The following is a 23246-nucleotide window of genomic DNA, read 5'->3' as shown; positions in this document are numbered from 1 at the left end:
CCCCCCCCCCCCCCCGGGGGGGGGGGGGGGGGGGGGGGGGGGAAGCGCGGTGTGGCTTAGCGGGAAATGCGGAGCGCCACACCCTTCCCCAACCTCCACCCCATGCGTCCCCCTCACCCTAACCCTCTCCCCAGGGGGGAGAGGGGATTAGGCTCCGGTATCGCGGACTTAAGGCCCACTCGATGAAGTTCAGCGTCATCATCGACGCCCTTCCCTATCTGCTGGGGGCGGCCGTCACGACCATCTGGGTCTCGCTGCTCGGCGTGCTGCTAGGGCAGGTGATCGGCGTCGTCGTCTGCGTGGCTCGCCAGTCCGGTGGCCGGGCGGCCGACATGGCCGGCGGCGTCTATGTCAGCTTCTTCCGCGGCGTGCCGCTGCTGATCCAGCTTCTGCTGATCTATTACATGCTGCCGCTGATCGGCATCGACGTGCCGCCGCTGGTCGCCTCCGTCGCGGCCCTCGGCCTCGCGTCCGGCGCCTATGTGTCGGAGATCTATCGCGGTGCCCTGAACGCCGTCCCGCATGGGCAGTCGGAAGCGGCGCTGGCGCTGGGGTTCCCCGGCCGGTCGATCTGGACGCGCATCCTGCTGCCGCAGGCCTTCCGCATCTCGGTGCCCGCGCTGGTCAACGAGTTGATCCTGCTGCTGAAGGCGTCCTCCCTGATCTCCGTCGTCGGGGTGGCGGAGTTGACGCGGACCAGCCAGACCATTTCGGCCAGCAATTACCGCCCGCTGGAGATCTATCTGGCGGCCGGCCTCATCTATCTGGCGATCAACGGCGCGCTGGCCCTGTTCGGCACGCTGGTCGAACGCCGCCTGCAACAGGCCTGATCCGATGTTGGACCTTTCCCTTCTCGTCCAGTACGGCCCGGCGCTGCTGCGCGGCTTCGGCGTCACCATCCTGTGCTGGGCGGCCGGCTGCCTCATCGGCATGGTGCTGGGCTTCGTGCTGATGCTGCTTCGGCAATTGCCGGTGAAGCCGCTGCGCTGGGTCATCCGGGCCTATATCGAGGTGATCCGCGGCACGCCCTTCCTGATCCAGCTGTTCCTGCTCTACAGCGGCGGCCCGTCCATCGGCCTGCGGCTGGAGGCGACGACGGCGGGCATCCTCGGCCTCGGCATCTACGGCAGCGCCTATTTCGCCGAGATCTTCCGCGCCGGCTATCAGGCGGTGCCGAAGGGGCAGGTCGAGGCGGCTCTCAGCCTCGGCATGTCCTATGGCTCCATCCTGCGCCGGGTGATCGTGCCGGCGATGCTGGTGTCGACCATCCCGGCCATCGTCAACATGATGGCGATCCTGACCAAGGAGACGGTGGTGCTGTCGATCATCACCGTGCCGGAACTGATGTATGAGATGCAGACGATGGCGGCAGAGACCTTTGCCACCTTCGAGACCATCGTTGGGATGGCGCTGTTCTACTGGCTGCTGGTGGAGGTGGTGTCGCGCCTGGGCCGCCGGCTGGAGGCGCGCGTCACCCGTTTCCTGACCCATGCCTCGCCGCAGGGGTCGCCGACCGAGACCGCAACCGCGAGGGCGTGATGACCGCCGTTTCCCAAACCGCCACCCCGTCGCGCTCCACGACCGCCGCCGATGCCGTGCCGATGGTCTCGATCCGCGGTGTCGGCAAGAGCTTCGGCACCAACGAGGTGCTGCGCGACATCGACCTGACGGTCAACAAGTCGGAGGTCGTCTGCCTGATCGGCCCCAGTGGATCGGGCAAGAGCACGCTTCTGCGCTGCATCAACTTCCTGGAGGTCTACGACCGCGGCGAGATCCGCATCGAAGGCACGCTGGTCGGCTATACCGAGGACACGCCGCGCCGCCGCCTGTCGAACCGCGACCTGCGCGATCTGCGCCGCAACGTCGGCATGGTATTCCAGCAGTTCAACCTGTGGCCCCACATGACCGCGCTGGAGAATGTGGCGGAGGCGCTGGTGCAGGTCCGCGGCATGGACAAGGCGTCGGCTGCAGCGCACGCCGGCCGGATGCTGGACCGGGTCGGACTGGCCGCCAAGGCCGACAGCTATCCCGCCCGCCTGTCCGGCGGCCAGCAGCAGCGCGTCGCCATCGCCCGCGTCATCGCAATGGAACCCCACCTGATGCTGTTCGACGAGCCGACCTCGGCGCTCGACCCCGAACTGGTGGGCGAGGTGCTGCAGGTGATGCGCGATCTGGCGGCCGACGGCATGACCATGGTGGTGGTGACCCACGAAATGGGCTTCGCCGCCAACGTCGCCGACAAGGTGGCCTTCCTCGACCGTGGCCGCATCGCCGCCTTCGGCACCCCGCGCGAGGTCTTCCACGAATCCACCGAACCGCGGGTGCAGCAGTTCCTGCAGACTTACCATGAGCGGAACAGTTTCTGATCGGCGTTCACAATTGAGGAAAGGCCGCCCACAAGGGGGGGCGGCCTTCATGGCGGCTCAGTAATGATACCGGCAGGCCAGGATTTCGAGTGCCTGGGCGTCGCCGCTTCCGGTCAACCGGTAGACCAACCGGTGCTCGCCCGTGATCCGGCGCGACCACCAGCCTGCAAGCCCTTCCTTCAACGGTTCAGGTTTGCCCAGCCCTGAAAACGGGTTCCGTTCCGTATCGCGAATGAGGTCGTTGACCTTCTTCAACACGGCCCTGTCGTTCTTCTGCCAGTATAAGTAATCCTCCCAAGCGCCGTCAGTCCAAACCTTCTTCATTCAGAATGTCCCGCTCGATGCCTTTGCCAGCATCAAGTTGGGCGATGCCCTTGAGCAGCCGCTCCGCATTCCTGGGGCTTTTCAGGAGATGAAGCGTCTCCATCAGCCCTTCGAACTCTTCCTCGGAAATCATCACCACCGACCGCCCCTTCTGACGGGTAACGGTTAACGGCGCGCGGCTGTCACAGACCTCGTCCATCACGCTGGCAAGATTGTTTCTGAGATCTGTGTAGTTGATGTGACCCATTTCAGGTGCCTGTCTGACATGATGGGTGATGCGGGTTTCCTCTTGATGGGGGTTGATCCCGTCGACTTCTTTTATGTACAGAAAAATGGACATAAATCAAGTCCGAGCCGCCGCACCCAACCTGCCCCCTGGCACCCCGCCCGCAAACCGGCTAAGAACCTTTCGCACGCGCAACAGAACTGCAACGCGAAAGCCCCGCGCCCGTCGATGATCGAACTCCGGTCCGTCACCCACGCCTATGGCGACCGCCCCGTCCTGCACGACCTGTCGCTGCGGCTGGCGGAACGGCGCATCGCCATTCTCGGCGGCAACGGCTCGGGGAAAAGCACGCTGGCCCGCCTGCTGAACGGGTTGATCGTCCCTGCCAGCGGCACCGTCGCTGTCGACGGCCTGGACACCCGCAGCGACGGGCGCGCCGTGCGCCAGCGGGTCGGCTTCGTCTTCCAGAATCCCGACACCCAGATTGTCTATCCGACGGTCGAAGAGGACATCGCCTTCGGGTTGAAGGCGCGCAAGCTGCCGAAGGACGAGATCGCCCGCCGCGTTGCCGGGGCGCTGGAGCGCTACGGCCTCGACCGCTACCGCCACCAGCCGGCCCACCAGATGAGTGGTGGCGAGAAGCAACTGCTCGCCATCGCCGGGGTGCTGGTGCTGGAACCGGCCTATGTGATCTTCGACGAGCCGACCACCCTGCTCGACCTGCGCAACCGCCGCAAGGTGATCGAGTTGCTGCGCGGGCTGCCGCAGACAGTGATCGTCGTCACCCACGACCTGGACATGGTCAGGGACTTCGACCGGGCGCTGGTGCTTGAGGATGGCCGCGTCGTCGCCGACGGTCCTCCGGCGGAGACCGTGCCGGCCTACATCGAGCGGCTCGGCTGATGCTGGGACTCTACCTGCATCGGGAGTCGGTCATCCACCGCCTGCCGGCGGGGGTGAAGCTGGGCGGGCTGCTGCTGGTGACGGTGGCGGTGCTGGCTCTGCCCGGTGCCTGGGGAGCGCTCGCCGCCGGACTGATCGGTACCGCCGTGCTTGTCGCGGCAAAGCTGCCCACCGGACGGGTGCTTGCGGAGTTGCGGGCGCCGGTCATCATGCTGACCCTGCTGTTCGGCTTCCAGGCCCTGCTGGCCGGCGGCGGCTGGGAGGAAACGGCCGTCGCCCTCGCCCGCTTCGCCGCTCTGATCCTGCTGGCGACGCTGGTCACGCTGACCACCCGCGTCATGGATATGGTCGATTTGTTCGAGCGGCTGTTCGGCCTGCTGCGCCCGGTCGGGGTCAATCCGGCGAAGATGGCGCTGATGCTGGCTTTGACCATCCGCTTCATCCCGCTGCTTGGCGAGCAGGTGCGCGAGGTGCGGATGGCCCAGCGCGCCCGCGGCGTGGAACGCAACATAGCCGCCTTGTTCGTTCCGCTGCTGGTCAAGATCCTCACCATGGCCGATGATCTGACCGCCGCACTGGAAGCGCGCGGCTACGACCCGGCCGATACCGGGACCAAAAAAAGCAGCACTCAACGATAAAGACACCAGCCGAAGGAAGCGTCCGCCATGTTGTCCACCCGCGACCTCGTCCTCTGCGCCCTGTTCGCCGCCCTGCTGGGCGGGCTTGGCATGGCGCCGCCGATTCCGCTCGGCTTCCTGCCGGTTCCGATCACCGCGCAGACGCTGGGTATCATGCTGGCCGGCACCATCCTGGGCGCCAAGCGCGGCGGCATCGCCGCCCTGCTGTTCGTGCTGCTGGTCGCCGCCGGACTGCCCCTGCTGGCTGGCGGGCGCGGCGGCATCGGCGTGCTGATGGGGCCGACCGGCGGCTTCGTGCTGTCCTTTCCGGTGGCCGCCTTCGTCACCGGCTGGCTGGCCGAGCGTTTCGCCACCAACGCGAACCCGATCCGCCTGTTCGCGGTCAGTGTCCTCGGCGGCATCCTGGTTGTCTATGCCGGCGGCATTCCCTGGCTGTGGCTGGTTGCCGGCCTGCCGATCGAGAAGGCGGTCTTCGGATCGCTGGCCTTCGTACCGGGCGACCTGATCAAGGCCGGCGTCGCCGCCGTCGCCGCCTCGGGCGTCCGCCGCGCCGGCATCCTGCCGATCCATGCCTGATCGAATGGCGACTGACCGACCGTCTATGGCCGGCGGCTATACCGGGGCAGACAATCTCGCCCGCCCATTCGCAACGGCCAGCGGGCGGGCGCCCGCCCATCCGGCGCTGGTCTTCGGTGACGAGGTGGTGTCCTACGGCACCCTGCTCGACCAAGTGCGGCGGGTGGGGGCCGGGGTGTCAGCCCTGCGCCGGGACGGTGCGCCGCCGCGTTTGGCGCTCAGCCTCGGCAACCGGGCGGAGTTGCCGGCGCTGTTCTTCGGCATCGTTGCGGCCGGCGGGATCGTCGGACTGCTCGACCCGAAATGGAGCGCCACGCAGACCGCCGCAGCCCTCGACACCTTTCGCCCCGACCTGCACCTGAGGACGGACACCGTTTCCGACTGGATCGCCAAACAAGCGGCGGGCTGGAGCATCCCCGCGATCGATCCGAAAACGCCCTTCCTGGTCGGCTTCACCTCCGGCACCACCGGGCGGCCGAAGGCCTTCATCCGCAACCAGGGCTCCTGGCTGGCGACGCTGGAGGCGAGCCGGGTGGAGTTCGGCATCGGACCCGATGATGTCGTCCTGGTGCCGGGGCCGCTGGTCCATGGCCTCGGCCTTTATGGCGCGGTGGAGGGACTGTCGGCCGGCGCCACGGTGCGAGTGCAGCCGAAGTTCGACGCCAGCGATGCGGCGATGCAGTTGGCGACCTGCGGCGTCACCACGCTGGTGCTGGTGCCGACGATGCTGGTCGGCATCCTCGACGCCGCGGAACGCGACGGCCGGCATTTTCCCGCCCTGCGCCGGGTGGTCTGTTCCGGCGCCAAGCTCGCCCCCGCGGTGCATGACCGGCTGTCCGCGCTCTGCCCGGATGCCGCTGTGCTGGAATATTACGGCGCGTCGGAGTTGAGCTTCGTCAGCCTGCGCTCGTCGCGCGAAGGCGCCCCCGCCGACAGCGTCGGCCGCCCCTTCCACGGCGTGGAGCTGAGCCTGCGCGACGATGACGGCCATCCGGTGGAGCGCGGCCTACCCGGCACCGTCTGGGTGCGCAGCGGCATGCTGAGCGACGGCTATCTCGGCACCACCGACGGTGCCGGCTATCGCGAGCAGGACGGCTGGGGCACGGTCGGCGACTATGGCTGGATCGACGGCGAGGGCTGGCTGCGGCTGGTCGGCCGGGCCGGCGACATGATCATCACCGGCGGCCTGAACGTCTACCCGGCGGAGGTCGAAGCGGCCCTGCGCGCCCATCCCGCGGTGGCGGAGGCGGTGGTGTTCGGCCTGCCCGATTCCTATTGGGGCGACGCCCTGTCCGCCGTCGTCTGGTGGCGCGGCGCGGCGCGCGCCTCGCTGACCGAGTTGCGCGGCTGGTGCCAGGAGCGGCTGGAAGCCTACAAGGCCCCGCGCCAGGTCTTCGCAGCGGCCGACATGCCCCTGACCGGCAGCGGCAAGATCGCCCGCGCCGATGTTCGTGAGCGGGCAAGAGCCGGCGGGCTGGAGGTGGTGGAATGAGCAACCGCCCGATCATCGTCGCCGCACGCCGTACGCCCGTCGGCCGCATCGGCGGCAGCTTGCGCGAGCTTCCCGTCGAGGACCTCGCCGCCCCGGTCATTCGTGCCGTGCTGGCCGACGCCGCCATCGACCCGGCGGAGGTGGACGAGGTGCTGCTGGGCAACGCGGTCGGTCCCGGCGGCAATGTCGCGCGGCTGTCGGCGCTGGCCGCCGGCCTGCCGGTTTCGGTGCCCGGCGTCACGGTGGACCGGCAGTGCGGATCGGGGCTGGAGGCGGTCAACCTCGCCGCCCGGCTGGTGCAGTCCGGCGCCTGCGACGTCGTACTCGCCGGCGGGGTGGAGAGCACCAGCACCGCCCCCTGGCGCGTCGCCAAGCCGTCCAGCCTCTACCGCAGCCCGACCTTCTACGACCGCGCCCGCTTCGCCCCCGACGAGATCGGCGACCCGTCGATGATTGAAGCGGCGGAGAACGTCGCCGCTGCCCACGGCATCGACCGCGCCCGCCAAGACCGCTACGCGCTGGACAGCCACCGCAAGGCCGTCGCCGCACAAGCCGCCGGTCGGTTCGACCGCGAGATCGTGCCGCTCACCCTGCGTGATGGCCGCATCATCGACCGCGACGAGTGCCCGCGCGCCGACACCAGCCTTGAGAAATTGACGGCCCTGCGCCCCGTTCTGCGGCCCGACGGCACCGTGACCGCCGGCAACGCCTGCCCGGTCAATGACGGCGCCGCCGTGGTCGCCGTGGTGTCGGAACGGAAGTTCCGCGCGCTCGGCCTGACCCAGGGGCTGGCAGTGATCGACAGCACGGCGGCAGGGGTGGACCCCAAGCTGCTGGGCACCGGCCCGATCCCGGCGGTGACGAAGCTTCTGGCCCGCAATCCCGGCCTGCCCGTCGCCGACATCGACCTCGTCGAGTTCAACGAGGCCTTCGCCGCCCAGGTGCTGGCCAGCCTCGACGCCCTCGGCATCGACCCGGCGCGCGTGTCGGTCGGCGGCGGCGCGCTGGCGCTCGGCCATCCCTATGGCGCGTCGGGGGCCATCCTGGTGACGCGCCTGTTCACCGAGCTGCTGTTCCCGGCAGCGGGCACCACGCCCCGCCGGGGGGTCGCGACGCTCGGCATCGGCGGCGGGCTGGGGCTCGCCACACTTCTGGAGCCCGTTTGAATGACCAGCGCCGCCACGGCCGGGGATAGTTTCCGGTCGGCTTTCCGTCACCGCGCCTTCGCCCTGTTCTGGAGCGCGCGGGTCTGTTCGATGCTGGCGATCCAGATGCAGGTGGTGGCGGTTGGCTGGCAGGTCTATGCCATGACCGGCGACCCGCTCGACCTCGGTCTGGTCGGGCTGTTCCAGTTCCTGCCCACCCTGGCGCTGGTTTTGGTGGCCGGCCATGTGGTCGACAACAATGACCGCAAGACGGTGCTGTTCGGCGCCCTGTCGATCGAGATGATCGCCGTGGCCGCCCTGTTCCTGCTGACCATGGCCGGCGGCCTGTCGCCCCACGCGATCTTCGCCGTGGTGGCGCTGATCGGCCTCGCCAAATCCTTCGAGGGGCCGGCCAATCAGGCGATCCTGTCGGCGACCGTTCCGGTGGAGGATTTGCCCAATGCCGTCGCTTGGCAGTCGTCGGGGGTGCAGGTGGCGCAGATCTCCGGTCCGGCGCTGGGCGGGCTGCTCTACATCGCCGGGCCGGCGGCGGTCTATGGCGTCAGCACGGCGATGCTGGTGCTGTCGGTGCTGCTGATCGCCGCCTGCAGGCCGCGACCCGTCACCATGACCAAGCGCGCCATGAGCCTGACGAGCATGCTGGCCGGCGCCGCCTTCATCCGCAGCCGGCCGGAGATTCTGGGCGCCATCTCGCTCGACCTGTTCGCGGTTCTGCTCGGCGGGGCGACGGCGCTGCTGCCGATCTATGCCCGCGACGTTCTGCATGTCGGGCCGTGGGGGCTCGGCCTGCTGCGCTCGGCCCCGGCGCTGGGGGCGCTCGCAATGGCGATGGTCATCACCCGCTGGGGCGTGAAGCGCCATGCCGGGCGCTGGATGCTGGTGGCGGTGGCCGGGTTCGGCGTCGCCACCATCGCCTTCGGCCTGTCGGCCGATCCGGTGCTGTCCTTCATCGCCCTGCTGGCGGTTGGCGCCACCGATCAGGTCAGCATGTTCGTCCGCCAGACGCTGATCCAGCTCTCCACCCCCGACGAGATGCGCGGCCGGGTCGGCGCCGTCACCTCGCTGTTCATCGGCGCCTCCAACCAGTTGGGCGAGTTCGAATCCGGCAGCGTGGCGGCTCTGGTCGGCGCGGTTCCGGCGGTGGTGCTGGGCGGCGTCGGCGCAGTGGGCCTCGCCGGCCTGTGGGCGGTGATGTTCCCGGCCCTGCGGCGGGTGGACCGGCTGTTGGGGCGGTAGACGCATCCACACGCCGGAAGCGAAATCCACTCGTACACTCTCGACATTCTAAGATTGCGCATTTACCCTTTTGAGCATGCTTTAACGGTCACCGCTTCCAACCGGTGGCATGAAGGCGACCGTAGAATGGGATACGCGATGGTGACGCAGGGCACGGCGATGCCGCCCCTGAAATCAGCTGCTACAGAGTATCCCATCAGCCATACTTCCATCGGATTTCTCGAGGCCCCGGAATGACCACTGTCGTTGCGAATGTTTCAATCAATTTATCGGGCTCTGGAGATACCGCCGGTATCGTTTACGACAATTACTCCCTTCTTACGCAAAACTCTTCGCAGATTGCGTTCCGTTATACGCTGAACGGGGCGCCGGTGATGGACATTACCGTCAACGGGTCGTTCAACATTACCGATTACAATGCGTCCGGAAGGATAACTTCCGTGTCGGCAACCCTGCCCGGCGGAAGCCCGCTGCTGTCGTTCAGCAATGCCAACATCAGCTTTTCCAGCGTCTACAGCTTGTCCTATGCGCTGACCACTCAGAACATCCTGTCCGGCAGCGACCAGATCTTTGGATCGTCCTATGCCGACATGCTCTATGGATATAACGGAAACGACTATATCAGCGGCGGCGGCGGCGATGATCTGATCAGCGGCGGATATGGAGTCGATACGATCGACGGAGGTGACGGCGTCGATACGGTCATTTCCAGCCAGAGCTATGCGCCCAATAAACTGATGAGCTACGGCGGCCAGTCCGCGATCATCGACCGGCTCAATGGATCCGATCTGATTCGGAATGTCGAATATATCCGGTTTTCCGACCGTACGGTCTCATCCTCCAGCGCGACCGCCTTCGACGCGATGAGCTATCTCGCAGCCAACCGCGACTTGGCCGCCGCGTTCGGGACCAACGGTACGGCTGCCTTTCTCCATTACGCACAGACGGGGCACCTCGAAAACCGGTCGACGACATTTGATGCCGCCGGCTATCTGGCTGCAAACCGCGATCTTGCTGCTGCCTTCGGCACGAACACTGCGGCCGCGACGGAGCATTACATCACGTTCGGCCGGTCGGAAGGGCGCAGCACGACGTTCAACGCCATGAGCTATATCGCGGCGAACCCGGATCTGATCCGGGCGTTCGGCCCCGACACGACTGCCGCGGCGTTGCACTACGCCAGCACCGGGCGGCTGGAAGGGCGAACGATCACCTTCAACGCGGCGGCCTATCTGGCGCGCAATCCCGATGTGCAGCGTGCCTTGGGCAGCACCGAGGCGGCTGCGGCCACCCACTACGTCACGTTTGGCTATCGCGAAGGGCGTTCCACTCTCCCGCTGACCACCACGGGACGGGCGGCCCCGATGCTTGAGCCGGACGCTATGTCCGGGACGCTGGCAGCAATCTCGTAAGCGGACGCGCGGCGGGCGGCGGGCACCCACCTTGCCCGCCGCATCGCCTGACAATTCACAGATACCGGATCGTCACCTTGTCGGCCGCCAGCTTGGCCCGCGCCCGTGCATCGTCGGTATCGGAGCCGGTGGCGAGCGCCACGCCCATGCGGCGGTTCTTGCGGGTGGTCGGCTTGCCGAACAGGCGGACGTCGACCTCCTGCTCCGCCGAACCCAGGCTCAGCGCCTCGGCCAGCCCCTCGATGCGGAAATTCTCCGCTTCGCGGTCGGCCAGGATGACGGCGGACGCCGACGGGGCGCGGCAGACGATGTTCGGGATCGGCAGGCCCAGGATGGCGCGGGCGTGCAGTTCGAACTCCGACAGGTTCTGCGACAGCAGGGTGACCATGCCGGTGTCATGCGGGCGCGGCGACAGCTCGGAGAAAATCACCTCGTCGGCGGTCACGAAGAACTCGACGCCGAAGATCCCATAGCCGCCGAGATTGTCGACGACCCGCGCCGCCATCGCCTTGGCGTCGTCCAGCATCGCCTGCGGCATGGCCACCGGCTGCCAGGATTCCTGGTAGTCGCCGCGCTCCTGCCGATGGCCGATCGGCTCGCAATAGAGGATGCCGTCGCGGGTGCGGACGGTCAGCAGCGTGATCTCGTATTCGAAGGGGACGAACTCCTCGACGATCACCTTGCGGCGGTCGCCGCGCATGTTCGCCACCGCGTAGTTCCAGGCGGCCTCCAGCCCGGCGGCGTCCTGCACCGTGCTCTGCCCCTTGCCGGACGACGACATCACCGGCTTGACGACACAGGGGAAACCAGTGTGCTCGGCTCCGGCGCGCACCTCCTCCAGGCTCTCGGCATAGCGGTAGCGCGAGGTGCGCAGGCCGAGTTCGGTCGCGGCGACCTCGCGGATGCGGTCGCGGTTCATCGTCATGGTGGCGGCGCGGGCCGAGGGCACGACGGTGGTGCCGGCATCTTCGAACTCGTGCAGCACCTCGGTGCGGATCGCCTCCACCTCCGGCACGATATAGTCGGGGCGGTGCTTGGCAATGGCGGCGCGCAGGGCGTCGGCGTCCAGCATGGAGAACACCTCCGCCGCGTCGGCGACCTGCATCGCCGGGGCGTTGGCATAGCTGTCGCAGGCGATGACCTCGCAGCCCAGCCGCTTGGCCGCGATGACGAATTCCTTGCCCAACTCTCCGGAGCCGAGCAGAAGGATCCTGGCGGTGAACATCCACGCACTCCCCTTATTGGCGACAGCAGCCCGACCATAGGGCTTCCCGCCGGCCGGGCCAAGCCCCGCCGCAATCCTTCCGTATGCATCGGCCGAGCGAGAGAGGCGCAGAACAAATATTTCGAAAATGAAATTATAATGGCATCGGATGAAAAACGCCGATCATGTGTTCATGCGTAAATGAAGCCCTATTCCGGGAGGCGGCGATGGAAACGGTGGCACGGCGCGGAGTTTTCGGTGGCAGGACCGTGATGGCCGCTTGCTTGGCGGCATCGCTGGCCTTGCCCGGCTGTGCCGGCAACGGCAACGACGACATGGCGGGCGCCCTGCTGATCGGCGCCGCTGTGGTTGGGCTGGGCGTGCTGGCCGCCACCGCCGGCGATGACGACGACGATGGCGATTACAACCGTGGCCGGCACCATCACCGTCGCGGCGGCTACGACAATGGCGGCTATTACGGCAACGGCTACGACAACGGGTACCGAAGCCGGGGCCACGGCGGCTACAGCCGCTATGCCGGCAATGGCCGGTGCGACGATGCGCGCTACCGCACCTCCAACGGCGGGCGGGCGGAGGCGGGCAGCGACGAATGGGACTGCCGCCGTTTCGGCGACGGCCGCAAATGACCGGTCAGCGCCGCCGTCCCTCCAGATTCTTGCGGGCGATTCCGGCGATGATCAGCAGGAAGGCCAGCAGGCGCAACACATAGACCCAGCTCTGCTCCTCCCGCTCCAGCCCGCCCAGCGCCAGCACCACCTGATTGATCGCCAGCAGCGCAAAAGCCAATGCGAAGCTGGCGAACAGCGCATCGCGCGTCCGTCTCCAGAAGCTGAGGAAGAACATCCCCGCGACCGCATACAGCGCCGCCAGTGCCCCGGTGAAAAAACTGTAAGTCGTGGGCGACATCACTCGGCATCCCAGATGAAGCCGTACAGCAGGATCCCGACCCCGGCCAGCGCGGAGAGATGGCGGAACGGCAGCAGGTCGACCTCCGTCGGCAGAATGACCACGTCGATGAACAGCAGCAGGTTGTTGATCGCCAACCCGACGAAGCACAGCGTGCTCCACAGCAGCAGACGGCTGTGCGACCGCAGGTAACTGCGCAGCAGCAGCACCATGCACAGCAGGCTGGCGGCGAAACACAGCAGATAGACCGCAGACTTCAGGACATCCATGTCAGCGCCCTTCTTTCCCTCTCCCCGGCGGGGAGGGGAGCCGATGCGGGCCGGGTTTATTCATAACGAGTACAGCCATTGTCGAAACAGCCATCGTCTCTGTCCAATAAATCTCAGTCATTGAGGCGGAACCTGAAGGAGTCGGCGAATACCTGCACCTTGTTGCCGGGTGCCGCGAAGATCTCGCGGATGATGGCGGACGGACGGGTGGCATAGGCCTGCGCGATCTCCTCCACCCATTTGTCGAGGATCGGGGCGGCGGGCTGGTAGCGGTGACTGCCGTCCGCCAACGCCACCAGAAGCCCGGCACCGAGAAAGCCGCCCAGCGCCTCCTGAACCACGACGTCGCTGCCGCGCAACTCCCTCACGAGGTCGCCATTCGACCAGTCCCGATCGGGATGTCGGCGCAAAAGCAAAAGCAGTTCCAACGCCCAGACGGATCGAATGGAGCTTCTGAGCAGGGTAAGCGCGTCGTCGGACAAAACCATGAACCGGAACCTGACCTGATATGCACAACCGGCGGCGTTGGGCGGCGCCGCCCTCGATCCCCCTCATCATCCCCGGACGGCCTCCGCCGGGGCGAGAGGGGCCTGCAAATCCAGCGCGCGGCGCAGGGCACGGGCCAGAACGCCGTCGCGGTAAGGCTTCGGCAGCGTTTCCGCCCGGCTCAGCACGGCCCCCAGCACGGCGCCGGGATCCGCGGCGCTGCCGGTGTCGGCGGACGCGCCGGCCTCCGGCTCCGGCGCACTGGTTCCGTTGGCATAGCCCGACGCGAACAGCACCCGCAGCGAGGGATGGCGGCGCAAACCCTCCAGCGCCAGTTCGCGCCCGTTCAGCCCGCCGGGCATCACGATGTCGGTGAACAGAAGGTCGACCGGCTGCCGGTCCAGCAGGGTCAGCGCCGCTTCCGCTCCGTCGGCTTCCAGCACGCGGTATCCCAGTGCCGTCACCGCCTGGACGGCGACCGCCCGCACGTCGGCGTCGTCATCCACCACCAGCACCGTCTCGCCGCGGCCGGCGAAGGCCTCGTCGGCGCCGTCCTCGTCCGGAGTTGGGCTTTGCAGGGCGTCCATCGTCGCCCGCGGCAGATAGAGCCGGAAGGTGGTGCCGGCGCCGGGGGTGCTGTCGATACCGATCAGCCCGCCCGACTGCTTGACGAAGCCATGGATCATGGCAAGACCGAGCCCTGTGCCCTTCCCCGTTTCCTTGGTGGTGAAGAAGGGTTCGAAGGCGCGTTCCAGCACGTCCGGCGGCATGCCGCATCCGCTGTCCGACACCGACAGGAGGATATAGTCGCCGGCCGGAACCGACATGCCGTGCGCCGTCTGCGGCTCCTCGAATCGGGTATTCGCGGTGCGGATCCGAAGGGCGCCGCCACCGGGCATGGCGTCGCGGGCGTTGATGACGAGGTTGAGCAGAGCAGATTCCGCCTGCGAGCGATCGACCGAGGCGATCCACAGCGGTTCGGCATCGGCCGGCGGCGCCTCGATGGCGATGGCGACGGCCCCGCCCAGCGTGCGCTCCATCAGCTCGCCCATGCCGGCGACCAGTGCGCCGAGATCCACCGGCTCCGGGTGAAGCTGCTGGCGCCGGGCGAAGGTCAGCAGCCGCCGCGTCATGTCGGAACAGCGCAGCGCCGCCTGCAGCGCCATCTCCGCCCGCCGCGCCGCCTTGGGGTCGTCGGCGAGGCCGGGGACCAGACGCTCCAGGCTGCCGATCACCACCATCAACATGTTGTTGAAGTCATGGGCGATGCCGCCGGTCAGCCGGCCGACCATCTCCATCTTCTGCGCGTGGGCGAGCTGCTGCTGGGCCTGGCGGGTCTCGGTCACGTCCATGATGGTGCCGAACAGCTCGGTCGGCACGCCCTCCTCGTCACGCACGACGACGGCCTGGTCCAGCAGATGGCGTTCGCCGCCGTCCGGGCCGCGCCAGCGGTATTCCACCATGGTCAGCCCGGTTTCGTGGACCGCCTCCAGCTGGCGCAGCACGCGGCTGCGGTCGTCCGGATGCAGCCCGGATTCCCAGAATTGCGGATCCTCGATGAAGCGGGACGCGGGGCAGCCCAGCACCGTTTCCGTGGTGTCCGACAGGTAGCGGAACGGAATGCCCGGCGTCAGGTCGGCAGTGTAGAGCACGATGGGAAGCTGGCCCAGGATCAGCGCCTGCCGCTCCTCCGACCGGCGCAACGCCTGTTCGGCCTGCCGCATCTCGCGCCGCACCCGCTCATTCTCGTCCAGCAGGCGCTGCTTGGCCTCGACCTCGCGCTTCACCTCCTCGGTCTTGCGGTAGAGATCGACGAAGACCGCCACCTTGCATTTCAGGATCAACGGGTCGACCGGCTTGAACATGTAGTCCACGGCGCCGGTGGTATAGCCGCGGAAGATGTGCGTCTCGTCCTTGTTGATGGCGGTCAGGAAGATGATCGGGATGTGGCGGGACTTCTCGCGCAGGCGGATCAGCTCCGCCGTCTCGTAGCCGTCCATGCCCGGCATGTGGACGTCCAGCAGGATCAGCGCGAAGTCCTGCCGCAGCAGATGCTTCAGCGCCTCCTCCCCCGACCGGGCGAGCACCAGTTGCGCCCCCAGATCCTCCAGCGTCTCGCGCACGGCGAACAGGTTCCGCGGGTCGTCGTCGACGATCAGGATCGCGACGTCCGCCTTGTCGGGCTGGGGATTCGAATCGCTGGTCATGGTTCCGCTTTCCCATCCCGCGGGGACGGCAGCCTGGCCGGAGGACGGTGGCACCGGCGTCACGTCGGGTGCAGGGGCCGCCGGCAGAAGCGTCTGGCGAACAGCGCCCTCGCCGGGCATCGGGACGCTGGTGGTGCCGAGCAGGGTGGACCGGCGAACCGGAGGCACCGGACTGGCCGGCGGCGGGACGAAGGGCGCGTGCCGCCCCCTCCGCGCCGTCTGGAGCTTGCGCCGGGTCATGGCTGCACTCCGCCGCGCGGCTGCGGCCGGTTGCCCTTGGCGGTCCAGATCCGCAGCAGCGACAGCAGATGGTCGATGTCCACCGGCTTGGCGATGTAATCGGTGGCGCCGGCTTCGATACACTTGTCGCGGTCGCCCTTCATCGCCTTGGCGGTGACGGCGATCATCGGCAGGCCGCGGAACTCCTCGATGCTGCGGATGGTGCGCATGGTCTCATAGCCGTCCATCTCCGGCATCATGATGTCGACCAGCACCACGTCCACGTTGGGATCGGCACGCAGCCGCTCGATGCCCTCGCGCCCGCTTTCGGCATGCAGGACCTCGATCTTGTGGGCCTCCATGACGCTGGCGAGCGAGAAGATGTTCCGGATGTCGTCGTCGATCACCAGCACCCGCTTGCCGGCCAGCGCCGGGTCATGCTGGCGCAAATCCAGGATGCTGCGCCGCTTCTCGTCGGGCAGCCGGTCGACGGCGCGGTGAAGGAACAGCGCGGTCTCGTCAAGCAGCCCGGCCGGCGAGCGCGCGCTCTTCAGCACCACCGTCTCGGCCAGCCGGCGCAGCCGCGCCTCGTCCTCCGGCGCGATGTCGGCGGCGACATAGACCACCACCGGCATCCAAGCGAGCGTGTCGCGGGTGCGCAGCCATTCGATCAGCTCGAAATCCACCGTGACCGGTCCGGGCAGGGTCGGGCTGGACAGGTCCAGCACCATGCAGTCGAAGCGGTCGGCCGTCAGCGCCGCCATCGCCGCCTCGATCGAGGTGACGGTGTGGGTCTCGACGTCGCCGTTGCCGATCAGGGCGGCGACGCCGCCCGGCTGCGGGCTGTCTTTCTCCACCACCAGCAGCTTGCGGTGGTCGCGCTCCTTGAAGCTCTTCACCCGGTTCAGGGCGTCGAAGATCGCCTCGCGCTCCACCGGCTTTTCCGAATAGTCGAAGGCGCCCATCGACAGGCCGCGCCGGCGCTCGTCCTTGGCGGAGATGACATGGACCGGGATGTGCCGGGTCTGAGGATCGCGCTTCAGCAGGTCGAGCAGCGCCCAGCCGTCCATGTCCGGCAGCCCGATGTCGAGCAGCACGGCGTCCGGCCGGTATTTGCGCGCCAGCGGCAACGCCGCCGATCCGCCGCTGGACAGGATGGTGCGGAAGCCCTTCTCCCGCGCCAGATCGAGTAGGATGGAGGCGAAGGTGCTGTCATCCTCCACGATCAGCACGACAGGTTCGCCGGGGCGCAGCTTTTCACGGTCGTCACCGCCCGGCGGCATGTCGAGCAGAGCCAACCCCTCCTGCGGGCCGGACGCCACCACCGGCCGGGTCGCCGTGTCCGTCCGCTTGGGCAGAAGCCCGGCCGGCGCCGGGGAGGTACCGATCGCGGGGGTGCCCAGCGGGGCAGCGGGTTCCGCGATGGTGTCGAAGCTGCGCGGGACGAACAGGGTGAAGGAGCTGCCCTTGCCGGGCGTGCTGGAAACGCGGATTTCGCCGCCCAGCAGCCGGGCGATCTCGCGGCTGATCGACAGCCCCAGGCCGGTGCCTCCGTATTTGCGGCTGGTGGTGCCGTCGGCCTGCTGGAACGCCTCGAAGATGATGCGCTGCTTGTCCTCGGGGATGCCGATGCCGGTGTCGGTGACGGTGAAGGCCAATACTGACGATGCCGCATCCAGCGTCGGGTGCGCCGCGCTCCAGCCCTCGGTTGCCGGGGCGACGCGGAAGGTGATGCCGCCGCTCTCGGTGAACTTGAAGGCATTGGACAGCAGGTTGTTCAGCACCTGGGCCAGCCGCTTCTCGTCGGTCTGGACGCTGGCGGGCAGCGCCTCGTCCATCTCGATGGTGAAGTCCAGCTTCTTCTCCTGCGCCATTTGCGAGAAGGTGCGCTCGACATGGTTGCGCAGGTCGCCCAGCACGACCTCGCCGATTTCCAGCGTGACGGTGCCGGATTCGATCTTCGACAGGTCGAGGATGTCGTTGATTAGCCCCAGCAGGTCGGATCCGGCGGAATGGATGGTGCGGGCGAACTCCACCTGACGGTCGGACAGGTTGGTGTCGGGGTTGTCGGCCAGCAGCTTCGACAGGATCAGCAGGCTGTTCAGCGGCGTGCGCAGCTCGTGGCTCATGTTCGCCAGGAACTGCGACTTGTATTTGGAAGTCAGGGCAAGCTGTTCTGCCTTCTCCTCCAGCGCCGCCTTGGCGAGCACGACCTCGCGGTTCTTGCGCTCGACCTCGATGTTCTGCTTCTCCAGCTGTTCGGCCTTTTCCTCCAGCGCCTCGTTGGTGGTGGTCAGCTTTTCCTGCTGGGCCTTCAGCAGCTCTTCCGACTTGCGCAGCGAGGCGGCCTGCTGTTCCAGCCGCTCGTTGGTGGTCTTCAGCTCTTCCTGCTGGCTCTGCAGTTCGGTGGTCAGCCGCTGCGACTGCTTCAGCAGGCCTTCGGTGCGCATGTTGGCGGCAATGGTGTTCAGAACAATGCCGATGCTCTCGGTCAGCTGCTCCAGGAAGCTCTGGTGCGTCTCGCTGAAGCGGCCGAAACTGGCCAGCTCGATCACCGCCTTCACGTCGTCCTCGAACAGCACCGGCAGGACGATGATGTTCAGCGGCGGCGCCTCGCCCAGGCCGGAGCTGATCGACACATAGTCGCGCGGCACATTGGTCAGCAGGATGCGCTTCTTCTCGTAGGCGCACTGCCCGACCAGACCTTCCTTCAGGTGGAAGCGGTTGGACAGGTTCTTGCGCTCCTTCAACGCGTAGGAGGCGACCAGCTCCAGCAGCGGCTCGTCGCGGTCGCGGGTGGCGACGTAGAAGACGCCGTGCTGGGCGTTCACCAGCGGCGCGATCTCCGACAGGATCATGTTGGAGACGGTGACCAGATCGCGTTCGCCCTGCAGCATGCGGGTGAATTTGGCGAGGTTGGTCTTCAGCCAATCCTGCTCCGCATTCTTCAGCGTCGTGTCGCGAAGATTGCGGATCATCTCGTTGATGTTGTCCTTCAGCGCCGCGACCTCGCCCATCGCCTCGACGGTGATGGACCGGGTCAGGTCGCCCTTGGTCACCGCGGTGGCGACCTCGGCGATGGCGCGCACCTGGGTGGTCAGGTTGGCGGCCAGCTGGTTCACGTTCTCCGTCAGATCCTTCCAGAGACCGGCCGCGCCCGGCACGCGGGCCTGACCGCCCAGCTTGCCTTCGATGCCCACCTCGCGCGCCACGTTGGTGACCTGATCGGCAAAGGTCGCCAGCGTGTCGATCATGCCGTTGATGGTGTTGGCCAGCGCCGCGATCTCGCCCTTGGCGTCCACCGCCAGCTTGCGCTTCAGGTCACCGTCGGCGACCGCGGTGACGACGCTGGCGATGCCGCGCACCTGCCCCGTCAGGTTGGCCGCCATCATGTTCACATTGTCGGTCAGATCCTTCCAGGTGCCGCCGACGCCCTCAACCTTAGCCTGACCGCCCAGCTTGCCTTCCGAACCCACCTCGCGCGCCACGCGCGTCACTTCCGAGGCGAAGCTGTTCAGCTGGTCCACCATGGTGTTGATGGTGGATTTCAGTTCGAAGATCTCGCCCTTCACGTCGACGGTGATCTTCTTCGACAAGTCGCCCTTGGCGACCGCGGTGGTCACCTCCGCGATGTTGCGGACCTGACCGGTCAGGTTGGCCGCCATCATGTTCACGTTGTCGGTCAGATCCTTCCAGGTGCCGGCAACGCCCTTCACCTGGGCCTGACCGCCCAGCTTGCCCTCGATACCCACTTCGCGCGCCACGCGGGCGACTTCGGAGGCGAAGCTGTTCAGCTGGTCCACCATCGTGTTGATGGTGGATTTCAGTTCAAGAATCTCGCCCTTCACATCGACGGTGATCTTCTTCGACAAATCGCCATTCGCGACCGCTGTCGTCACCTCCGCGATGTTGCGCACCTGCCCGGTCAGGTTGGTCGCCATCGCGTTCACATTGTCGGTCAGATCCTTCCAGGTGCCGGCAACGCCCTTCACCTGGGCCTGACCGCCCAGCTTGCCTTCCGAACCCACCTCGCGCGCCACGCGCGTGACTTCCGAAGCGAAACTGTTCAGCTGGTCCACCATCGTGTTGATGGTGGATTTCAGCTCCAGAATCTCGCCCTTCACGTCGACGGTGATCTTCTTCGACAAGTCACCGTTGGCGACCGCCGTCGTCACTTCCGCGATGTTGCGCACCTGACCGGTCAGGTTGGTCGCCATCGCGTTCACGCTGTCGGTCAAGTCCTTCCAGGTGCCGCCGACGCCCTTCACCTGGGCCTGACCGCCCAGCTTGCCCTCGGAGCCCACTTCGCGCGCCACGCGCGTCACTTCCGACGCGAAGCTGTTCAACTGGTCCACCATCGTGTTGATGGTGTTCTTCAGCTCCAGGATTTCGCCTTTCACCGGCACGGTGATCTTCTTCGACAGATCGCCGTTGGCGACCGCCGTGGTCACGTCGGCGATGTTACGGACCTGACCGGTCAGGTTCGCCGCCATCAGATTCACGCTGTCGGTCAAATCCTTCCAGGTACCGCCGACGCCTTCCACGCGTGCCTGACCGCCCAGCTTGCCTTCCGAACCCACCTCGCGCGCCACGCGCGTCACTTCCGAGGCGAAGCTGTTCAACTGATCCACCATGGTGTTGATGGTGGATTTCAGCTCCAGAATCTCGCCCTTCACATCGACGGTGATCTTCTTCGACAGGTCACCCGTCGCGACGGCGGTGGTCACGTCGGCGATGTTGCGGACCTGACCGGTCAGGTTCGCCGCCATCATGTTCACGCTGTCGGTCAGGTCCTTCCAAGTACCGCCGACACCCTCCACCTTCGCCTGACCGCCCAGCTTGCCTTCCGAACCCACTTCTCTGGCGACGCGCGTCACTTCCGAGGCGAAGCTGTTCAGCTGGTCCACCATGGTGTTGATGGTGGATTTCAGCTCCAGAATTTCGCCCTTCACGTCGACGGTGATCTTCTTCGACAGGTCGCCCTTGGCGACCGCCGTGGTCACTTCTGCAATGTTGCGGACCTGACCGGTCAGGTTTTCCGCCATCATGTTCACATTGTCGGTCAGGTCCTTCCAGGTGCCGCCGACACCCTCGACCTTGGCCTGACCGCCCAGCTTGCCTTCGGAGCCCACTTCGCGCGCCACGCGCGTCACTTCCGAGGCGAAGCTGTTCAGCTGGTCCACCATGGTGTTGATGGTGGATTTCAGCTCCAGAATCTCGCCCTTCACGTCGACGGTGATCTTCTTCGACAAGTCGCCCTTCGCGACCGCCGTCGTCACCTCGGCGATGTTGCGGACCTGACCCGTCAGGTTCGCCGCCATCACGTTGACGTTCTCGGTCAGATCCTTCCAGGTGCCGGCAACCCCCTTCACCTGGGCCTGACCGCCCAGCTTGCCCTCGATACCGACCTCGCGCGCCACGCGCGTCAGTTCGGTGGTGACGGTGACGAGCTGCTCAACCATGGTATTGACGTTGCGGGCGGTGCGCAGGAACTCGCCCTGCAGCGGGCGGCCTTCGATTTCCAGCGCCATGGTCTTGGACAGGTCGCCCTTGGCGACGGCGCCAATGACGCGGGCGATTTCCGTCGTCGGCTGGATCATGTCGCCGACCAGCGTGTTGATGCTGTCGACGCAGGTTTCCCACCCACCGGAGGCGTTGTTCAGCTTGGCGCGCTGGCTGATGCGGCCTTCCTTGCCGATGGCGACGCTGAGCCGGCTGGTCTCGGTGGTCAGGTTGTGGTTCAGCTCGACCACGTCATTGAAGGCGGCGGCGATCTCGCCGTCGATCCCGGTGAGGTCGAGCGGCAACCTCACCGAGAAATCGCCCTTGCGCAGTTGCCGCAGGGCCATCAGCAGAACCTTCGGATCCAACGCGTCCGCCGTCTCGACCATCGCCGTCATGCCATTCCCCAATCCGCGCGCCGAGCCCACCATGGACCGCGCTCCGCCCATCCCCGAAATCGCTCTGTAAAACCGCTCTGCTGCGCGGTGGAAGAAAACGCAAGCCAACACAACCGGAATGCCGAGTGCCCGCAACAAGGCTGTGCGTACATCACCCCAGTCCGAAGATTGACTGCGCAGTCCTACAGCCCCGCACGATGAAGTAAAGGCGATTCCGGTCAATTTAGCCTTTCGTAGGCGGCGCGAATTCGTGCGGAAGGGTTATGCCTATGACTTATGACGGAGAGGGCCGGTTCTTGCGCTTGCCCGGCTTCATCAGCTCGTTCATTCAGCCGAATGACCATTGCGTATCGACGGGGTGCCGGAACGATTCACCCGCCGTCATCGTTAAGGTTCCACCCACGGCGGGTCTTTCCGGCACCGGCCGCCTTCCGCGGGGCAAGACAACCCGACCTTCTTCACAGCCCGGGGCTTGGCCATGACTCTGTGGACATTTACCATGCAGGCTTCGATGTGCTGCATGTTCTCTTGGATGCGCGCCTGTCACCAAGGCGTGGCCTTGGCCCATTCTTTCGCCGGAATGCCCGGATTGACCGGATTGCCGATCCTCAGCCCGCCGCGCCCGCCGGCCGACGTGCTGCCCTTTCCGGCGCGGCGCGTGGCGCGCGGCGGCGGGTTCGGCGGTGCATTGGGCGGACCGGCAGTGGTGATCCCGCTGGACCGGCGCTGACCTCCCGCTCACGCAATCGTGTAGACCCCGTGATTTGCCGTCGGCCGGCTGCGGACCTATGGTTAGTGGCAGGAATGGTCCGTTCGGGAGAGGGTCGATGCTGTTCAATTTCCCCACCGCGTCGCAGGCGCGCGAAGACGAGGTGACGCCGCGGGAGCTTTTCCTGTCGCGCCGCAGCCTGATGGCCGGTGGCGCCGCCGCGATGGCGCTGGGCAGCCTGCCGGTGTGGAGCGGCAACGCGCTGGCGGCAGCCTTCGAGGCGCCGACCACGATCAAGCCGGCAGATCCGAAGTTCGATCCGACGACGCCGATGAAGTCGGCCACCACCTATAACAACTTCTACGAGTTCGGCACCGGCAAGAGCGATCCGGCCGAGAATGCCGGCACGCTGAAGACCCGCCCGTGGGAAATCGCCATCGGCGGCGAGGTCGCCAAGCCGATGACCATCGGCATCGAGGATATGCTGAAATTCCCGATGGAGGAGCGCATCTACCGCCTGCGTTGCGTCGAGGGCTGGTCGATGGTGATCCCCTGGGTCGGCTTCCCGCTGGCCGAGCTGCTGAAGCGGGTGGAGCCGACCGGCAATGCCAAATACGTCGCCTTCCAGACCCTGAACGACCCGAAGCAGATGCCCGGCCTGCGCTCCTGGGTGCTGAATTGGCCCTATACCGAGGGGCTGCGGCTGGACGAGGCGATGCACCCCCTGACCCTGCTGGCCGTCGGCATGTATGGCGAGGTTCTGCCCAACCAGAACGGCGCACCGATCCGGTTGGTGGTGCCGTGGAAGTACGGCTTCAAGTCGATCAAGTCGATCGTCAAGATCACGCTGGTGAAGGACCAGCCGCCGACCGCCTGGAACAAGGCTCAGTCGAGCGAATACGGCTTCTACTCCAACGTCAATCCGGAGGTCGACCACCCGCGCTGGAGCCAGGCGACGGAACGGCGGGGGGGGGGAATTTCCCCCC

Annotated in this window: 21 protein-coding genes; 13 read left to right on the top strand and 8 right to left on the bottom strand. The window is 66.7% G+C overall.

All coding sequences use genetic code 11. The features are described from left to right. The first annotated feature begins 182 nt into the window (after positions 1-182). The 3 genes from TSH20_RS31240 to TSH20_RS31230 are packed head-to-tail and all read left to right on the top strand — an operon-like array spanning position 183 to position 2366. Entirely contained in the window at positions 183-830 is a 648-nt protein-coding gene (locus TSH20_RS31240; protein WP_109156661.1) for an amino acid ABC transporter permease, read from the top strand. Between the two features lie 4 nt (positions 831-834). Continuing rightward, complete coding sequence (locus TSH20_RS31235) at positions 835-1539, top strand: amino acid ABC transporter permease (RefSeq protein ID WP_109156662.1); 705 nt, start codon at positions 835-837, stop codon at positions 1537-1539. Further along, positions 1539-2366, top strand: coding sequence for an amino acid ABC transporter ATP-binding protein (locus TSH20_RS31230; RefSeq protein WP_109156663.1), 828 nt, complete (start codon positions 1539-1541; stop codon positions 2364-2366). Before TSH20_RS31235 ends, TSH20_RS31230 begins: the two co-directional genes overlap by 1 nt. Before the next feature lie 57 nt (positions 2367-2423). On the opposite strand, the gene TSH20_RS31225 is transcribed toward TSH20_RS31230, so the two are convergent. Both TSH20_RS31225 and TSH20_RS31220 read right to left on the bottom strand, forming a co-directional pair. Then, on the bottom strand, positions 2424-2690 hold the full coding sequence (locus TSH20_RS31225; RefSeq protein ID WP_109156664.1) for a Txe/YoeB family addiction module toxin: 267 nt from the start codon (positions 2688-2690) through the stop codon (positions 2424-2426). Then, positions 2671-3030 carry a type II toxin-antitoxin system prevent-host-death family antitoxin gene (locus TSH20_RS31220; protein ID WP_247871425.1) on the bottom strand — a complete coding sequence of 120 codons (360 nt, stop codon included), beginning with the start codon at positions 3028-3030 and terminating at the stop codon, positions 2671-2673. The genes TSH20_RS31225 and TSH20_RS31220 overlap by 20 nt, the downstream gene beginning before the upstream one ends. A gap of 114 nt (positions 3031-3144) precedes the next feature. On the opposite strand from TSH20_RS31220, the gene TSH20_RS31215 reads away from it, so the two are divergent. The 7 genes from TSH20_RS31215 (at position 3145) to TSH20_RS31185 (ending at position 10339) form a co-directional block, all read left to right on the top strand. Further along, the gene (locus TSH20_RS31215; protein WP_109156665.1) at positions 3145-3819 is read left to right on the top strand and encodes an ATP-binding cassette domain-containing protein; all 675 of its coding nucleotides are present in this window, start codon (positions 3145-3147) and stop codon (positions 3817-3819) included. Further along, on the top strand, positions 3819-4457 hold the full coding sequence (locus tag TSH20_RS31210) for an energy-coupling factor transporter transmembrane protein EcfT (RefSeq protein WP_109156666.1): 639 nt from the start codon (positions 3819-3821) through the stop codon (positions 4455-4457). Before TSH20_RS31215 ends, TSH20_RS31210 begins: the two co-directional genes overlap by 1 nt. A 27-nt stretch (positions 4458-4484) precedes the next feature. Next, positions 4485-5033 carry a biotin transporter BioY gene (locus TSH20_RS31205; RefSeq protein WP_109156667.1) on the top strand — a complete coding sequence of 183 codons (549 nt, stop codon included), beginning with the start codon at positions 4485-4487 and terminating at the stop codon, positions 5031-5033. 4 nt (positions 5034-5037) lie between these two features. Continuing rightward, entirely contained in the window at positions 5038-6525 is a 1488-nt protein-coding gene (locus tag TSH20_RS31200; protein WP_247871426.1) for an AMP-binding protein, read from the top strand. Further along, positions 6522-7691 (top strand): thiolase family protein, encoded by a 1170-nt coding sequence (locus TSH20_RS31195; protein ID WP_109156669.1) that lies wholly within the window; start codon positions 6522-6524, stop codon positions 7689-7691. The genes TSH20_RS31200 and TSH20_RS31195 overlap by 4 nt, the downstream gene beginning before the upstream one ends. Then, complete coding sequence (locus tag TSH20_RS31190; RefSeq protein ID WP_109156670.1) at positions 7692-8927, top strand: MFS transporter; 1236 nt, start codon at positions 7692-7694, stop codon at positions 8925-8927. A 233-nt stretch (positions 8928-9160) separates the two neighbouring features. Further along, positions 9161-10339, top strand: a complete 1179-nt coding sequence (locus tag TSH20_RS31185) for a hypothetical protein (RefSeq protein ID WP_109156671.1) — start codon at positions 9161-9163, stop codon at positions 10337-10339. A gap of 55 nt (positions 10340-10394) precedes the next feature. Here TSH20_RS31185 and purT read toward each other — a convergent pair whose 3' ends face one another. Next, positions 10395-11564 (bottom strand): formate-dependent phosphoribosylglycinamide formyltransferase, encoded by a 1170-nt coding sequence (gene purT, locus TSH20_RS31180; protein WP_109156672.1) that lies wholly within the window; start codon positions 11562-11564, stop codon positions 10395-10397. 251 nt (positions 11565-11815) lie between these two features. Between purT and TSH20_RS31175 the strand changes: the two genes are divergently transcribed. Next, positions 11816-12190, top strand: coding sequence for a hypothetical protein (locus tag TSH20_RS31175; RefSeq protein ID WP_247871427.1), 375 nt, complete (start codon positions 11816-11818; stop codon positions 12188-12190). Between the two features lie 4 nt (positions 12191-12194). Here the strand turns inward: TSH20_RS31175 and TSH20_RS31170 are convergent, their stop codons facing one another. The 5 genes from TSH20_RS31170 to TSH20_RS31150 form a co-directional block, all read right to left on the bottom strand. Next, complete coding sequence (locus tag TSH20_RS31170) at positions 12195-12470, bottom strand: DUF5985 family protein (protein WP_109156674.1); 276 nt, start codon at positions 12468-12470, stop codon at positions 12195-12197. Continuing rightward, positions 12470-12739: a DUF5985 family protein gene (locus TSH20_RS31165; RefSeq protein WP_199232030.1), complete on the bottom strand. Its 270-nt coding sequence runs from the start codon at positions 12737-12739 to the stop codon at positions 12470-12472. Before TSH20_RS31165 ends, TSH20_RS31170 begins: the two co-directional genes overlap by 1 nt. A 113-nt stretch (positions 12740-12852) precedes the next feature. Next, entirely contained in the window at positions 12853-13227 is a 375-nt protein-coding gene (locus TSH20_RS31160) for a hypothetical protein (protein ID WP_109153612.1), read from the bottom strand. A 66-nt stretch (positions 13228-13293) separates the two neighbouring features. Beyond that, the gene (locus tag TSH20_RS31155; RefSeq protein ID WP_247871428.1) at positions 13294-15672 is read right to left on the bottom strand and encodes a response regulator; all 2379 of its coding nucleotides are present in this window, start codon (positions 15670-15672) and stop codon (positions 13294-13296) included. Then, positions 15669-21551, bottom strand: a complete 5883-nt coding sequence (locus tag TSH20_RS31150; protein WP_247871429.1) for a HAMP domain-containing protein — start codon at positions 21549-21551, stop codon at positions 15669-15671. The genes TSH20_RS31155 and TSH20_RS31150 overlap by 4 nt, the downstream gene beginning before the upstream one ends. Before the next feature lie 589 nt (positions 21552-22140). On the opposite strand from TSH20_RS31150, the gene TSH20_RS35160 reads away from it, so the two are divergent. Then, positions 22141-22281, top strand: a complete 141-nt coding sequence (locus TSH20_RS35160) for a hypothetical protein (protein ID WP_158282097.1) — start codon at positions 22141-22143, stop codon at positions 22279-22281. A 97-nt stretch (positions 22282-22378) separates the two neighbouring features. Next, positions 22379-23246: protein-methionine-sulfoxide reductase catalytic subunit MsrP (gene msrP / locus TSH20_RS31140; protein ID WP_109493014.1), on the top strand; the 868-nt coding region annotated here is incomplete at its 3' end.

This window comes from Azospirillum sp. TSH20 (assembly GCF_003115935.1).
Taxonomy (GTDB): domain Bacteria; phylum Pseudomonadota; class Alphaproteobacteria; order Azospirillales; family Azospirillaceae; genus Azospirillum.
This window is presented reverse-complemented; position numbering and strand designations above follow the sequence as displayed.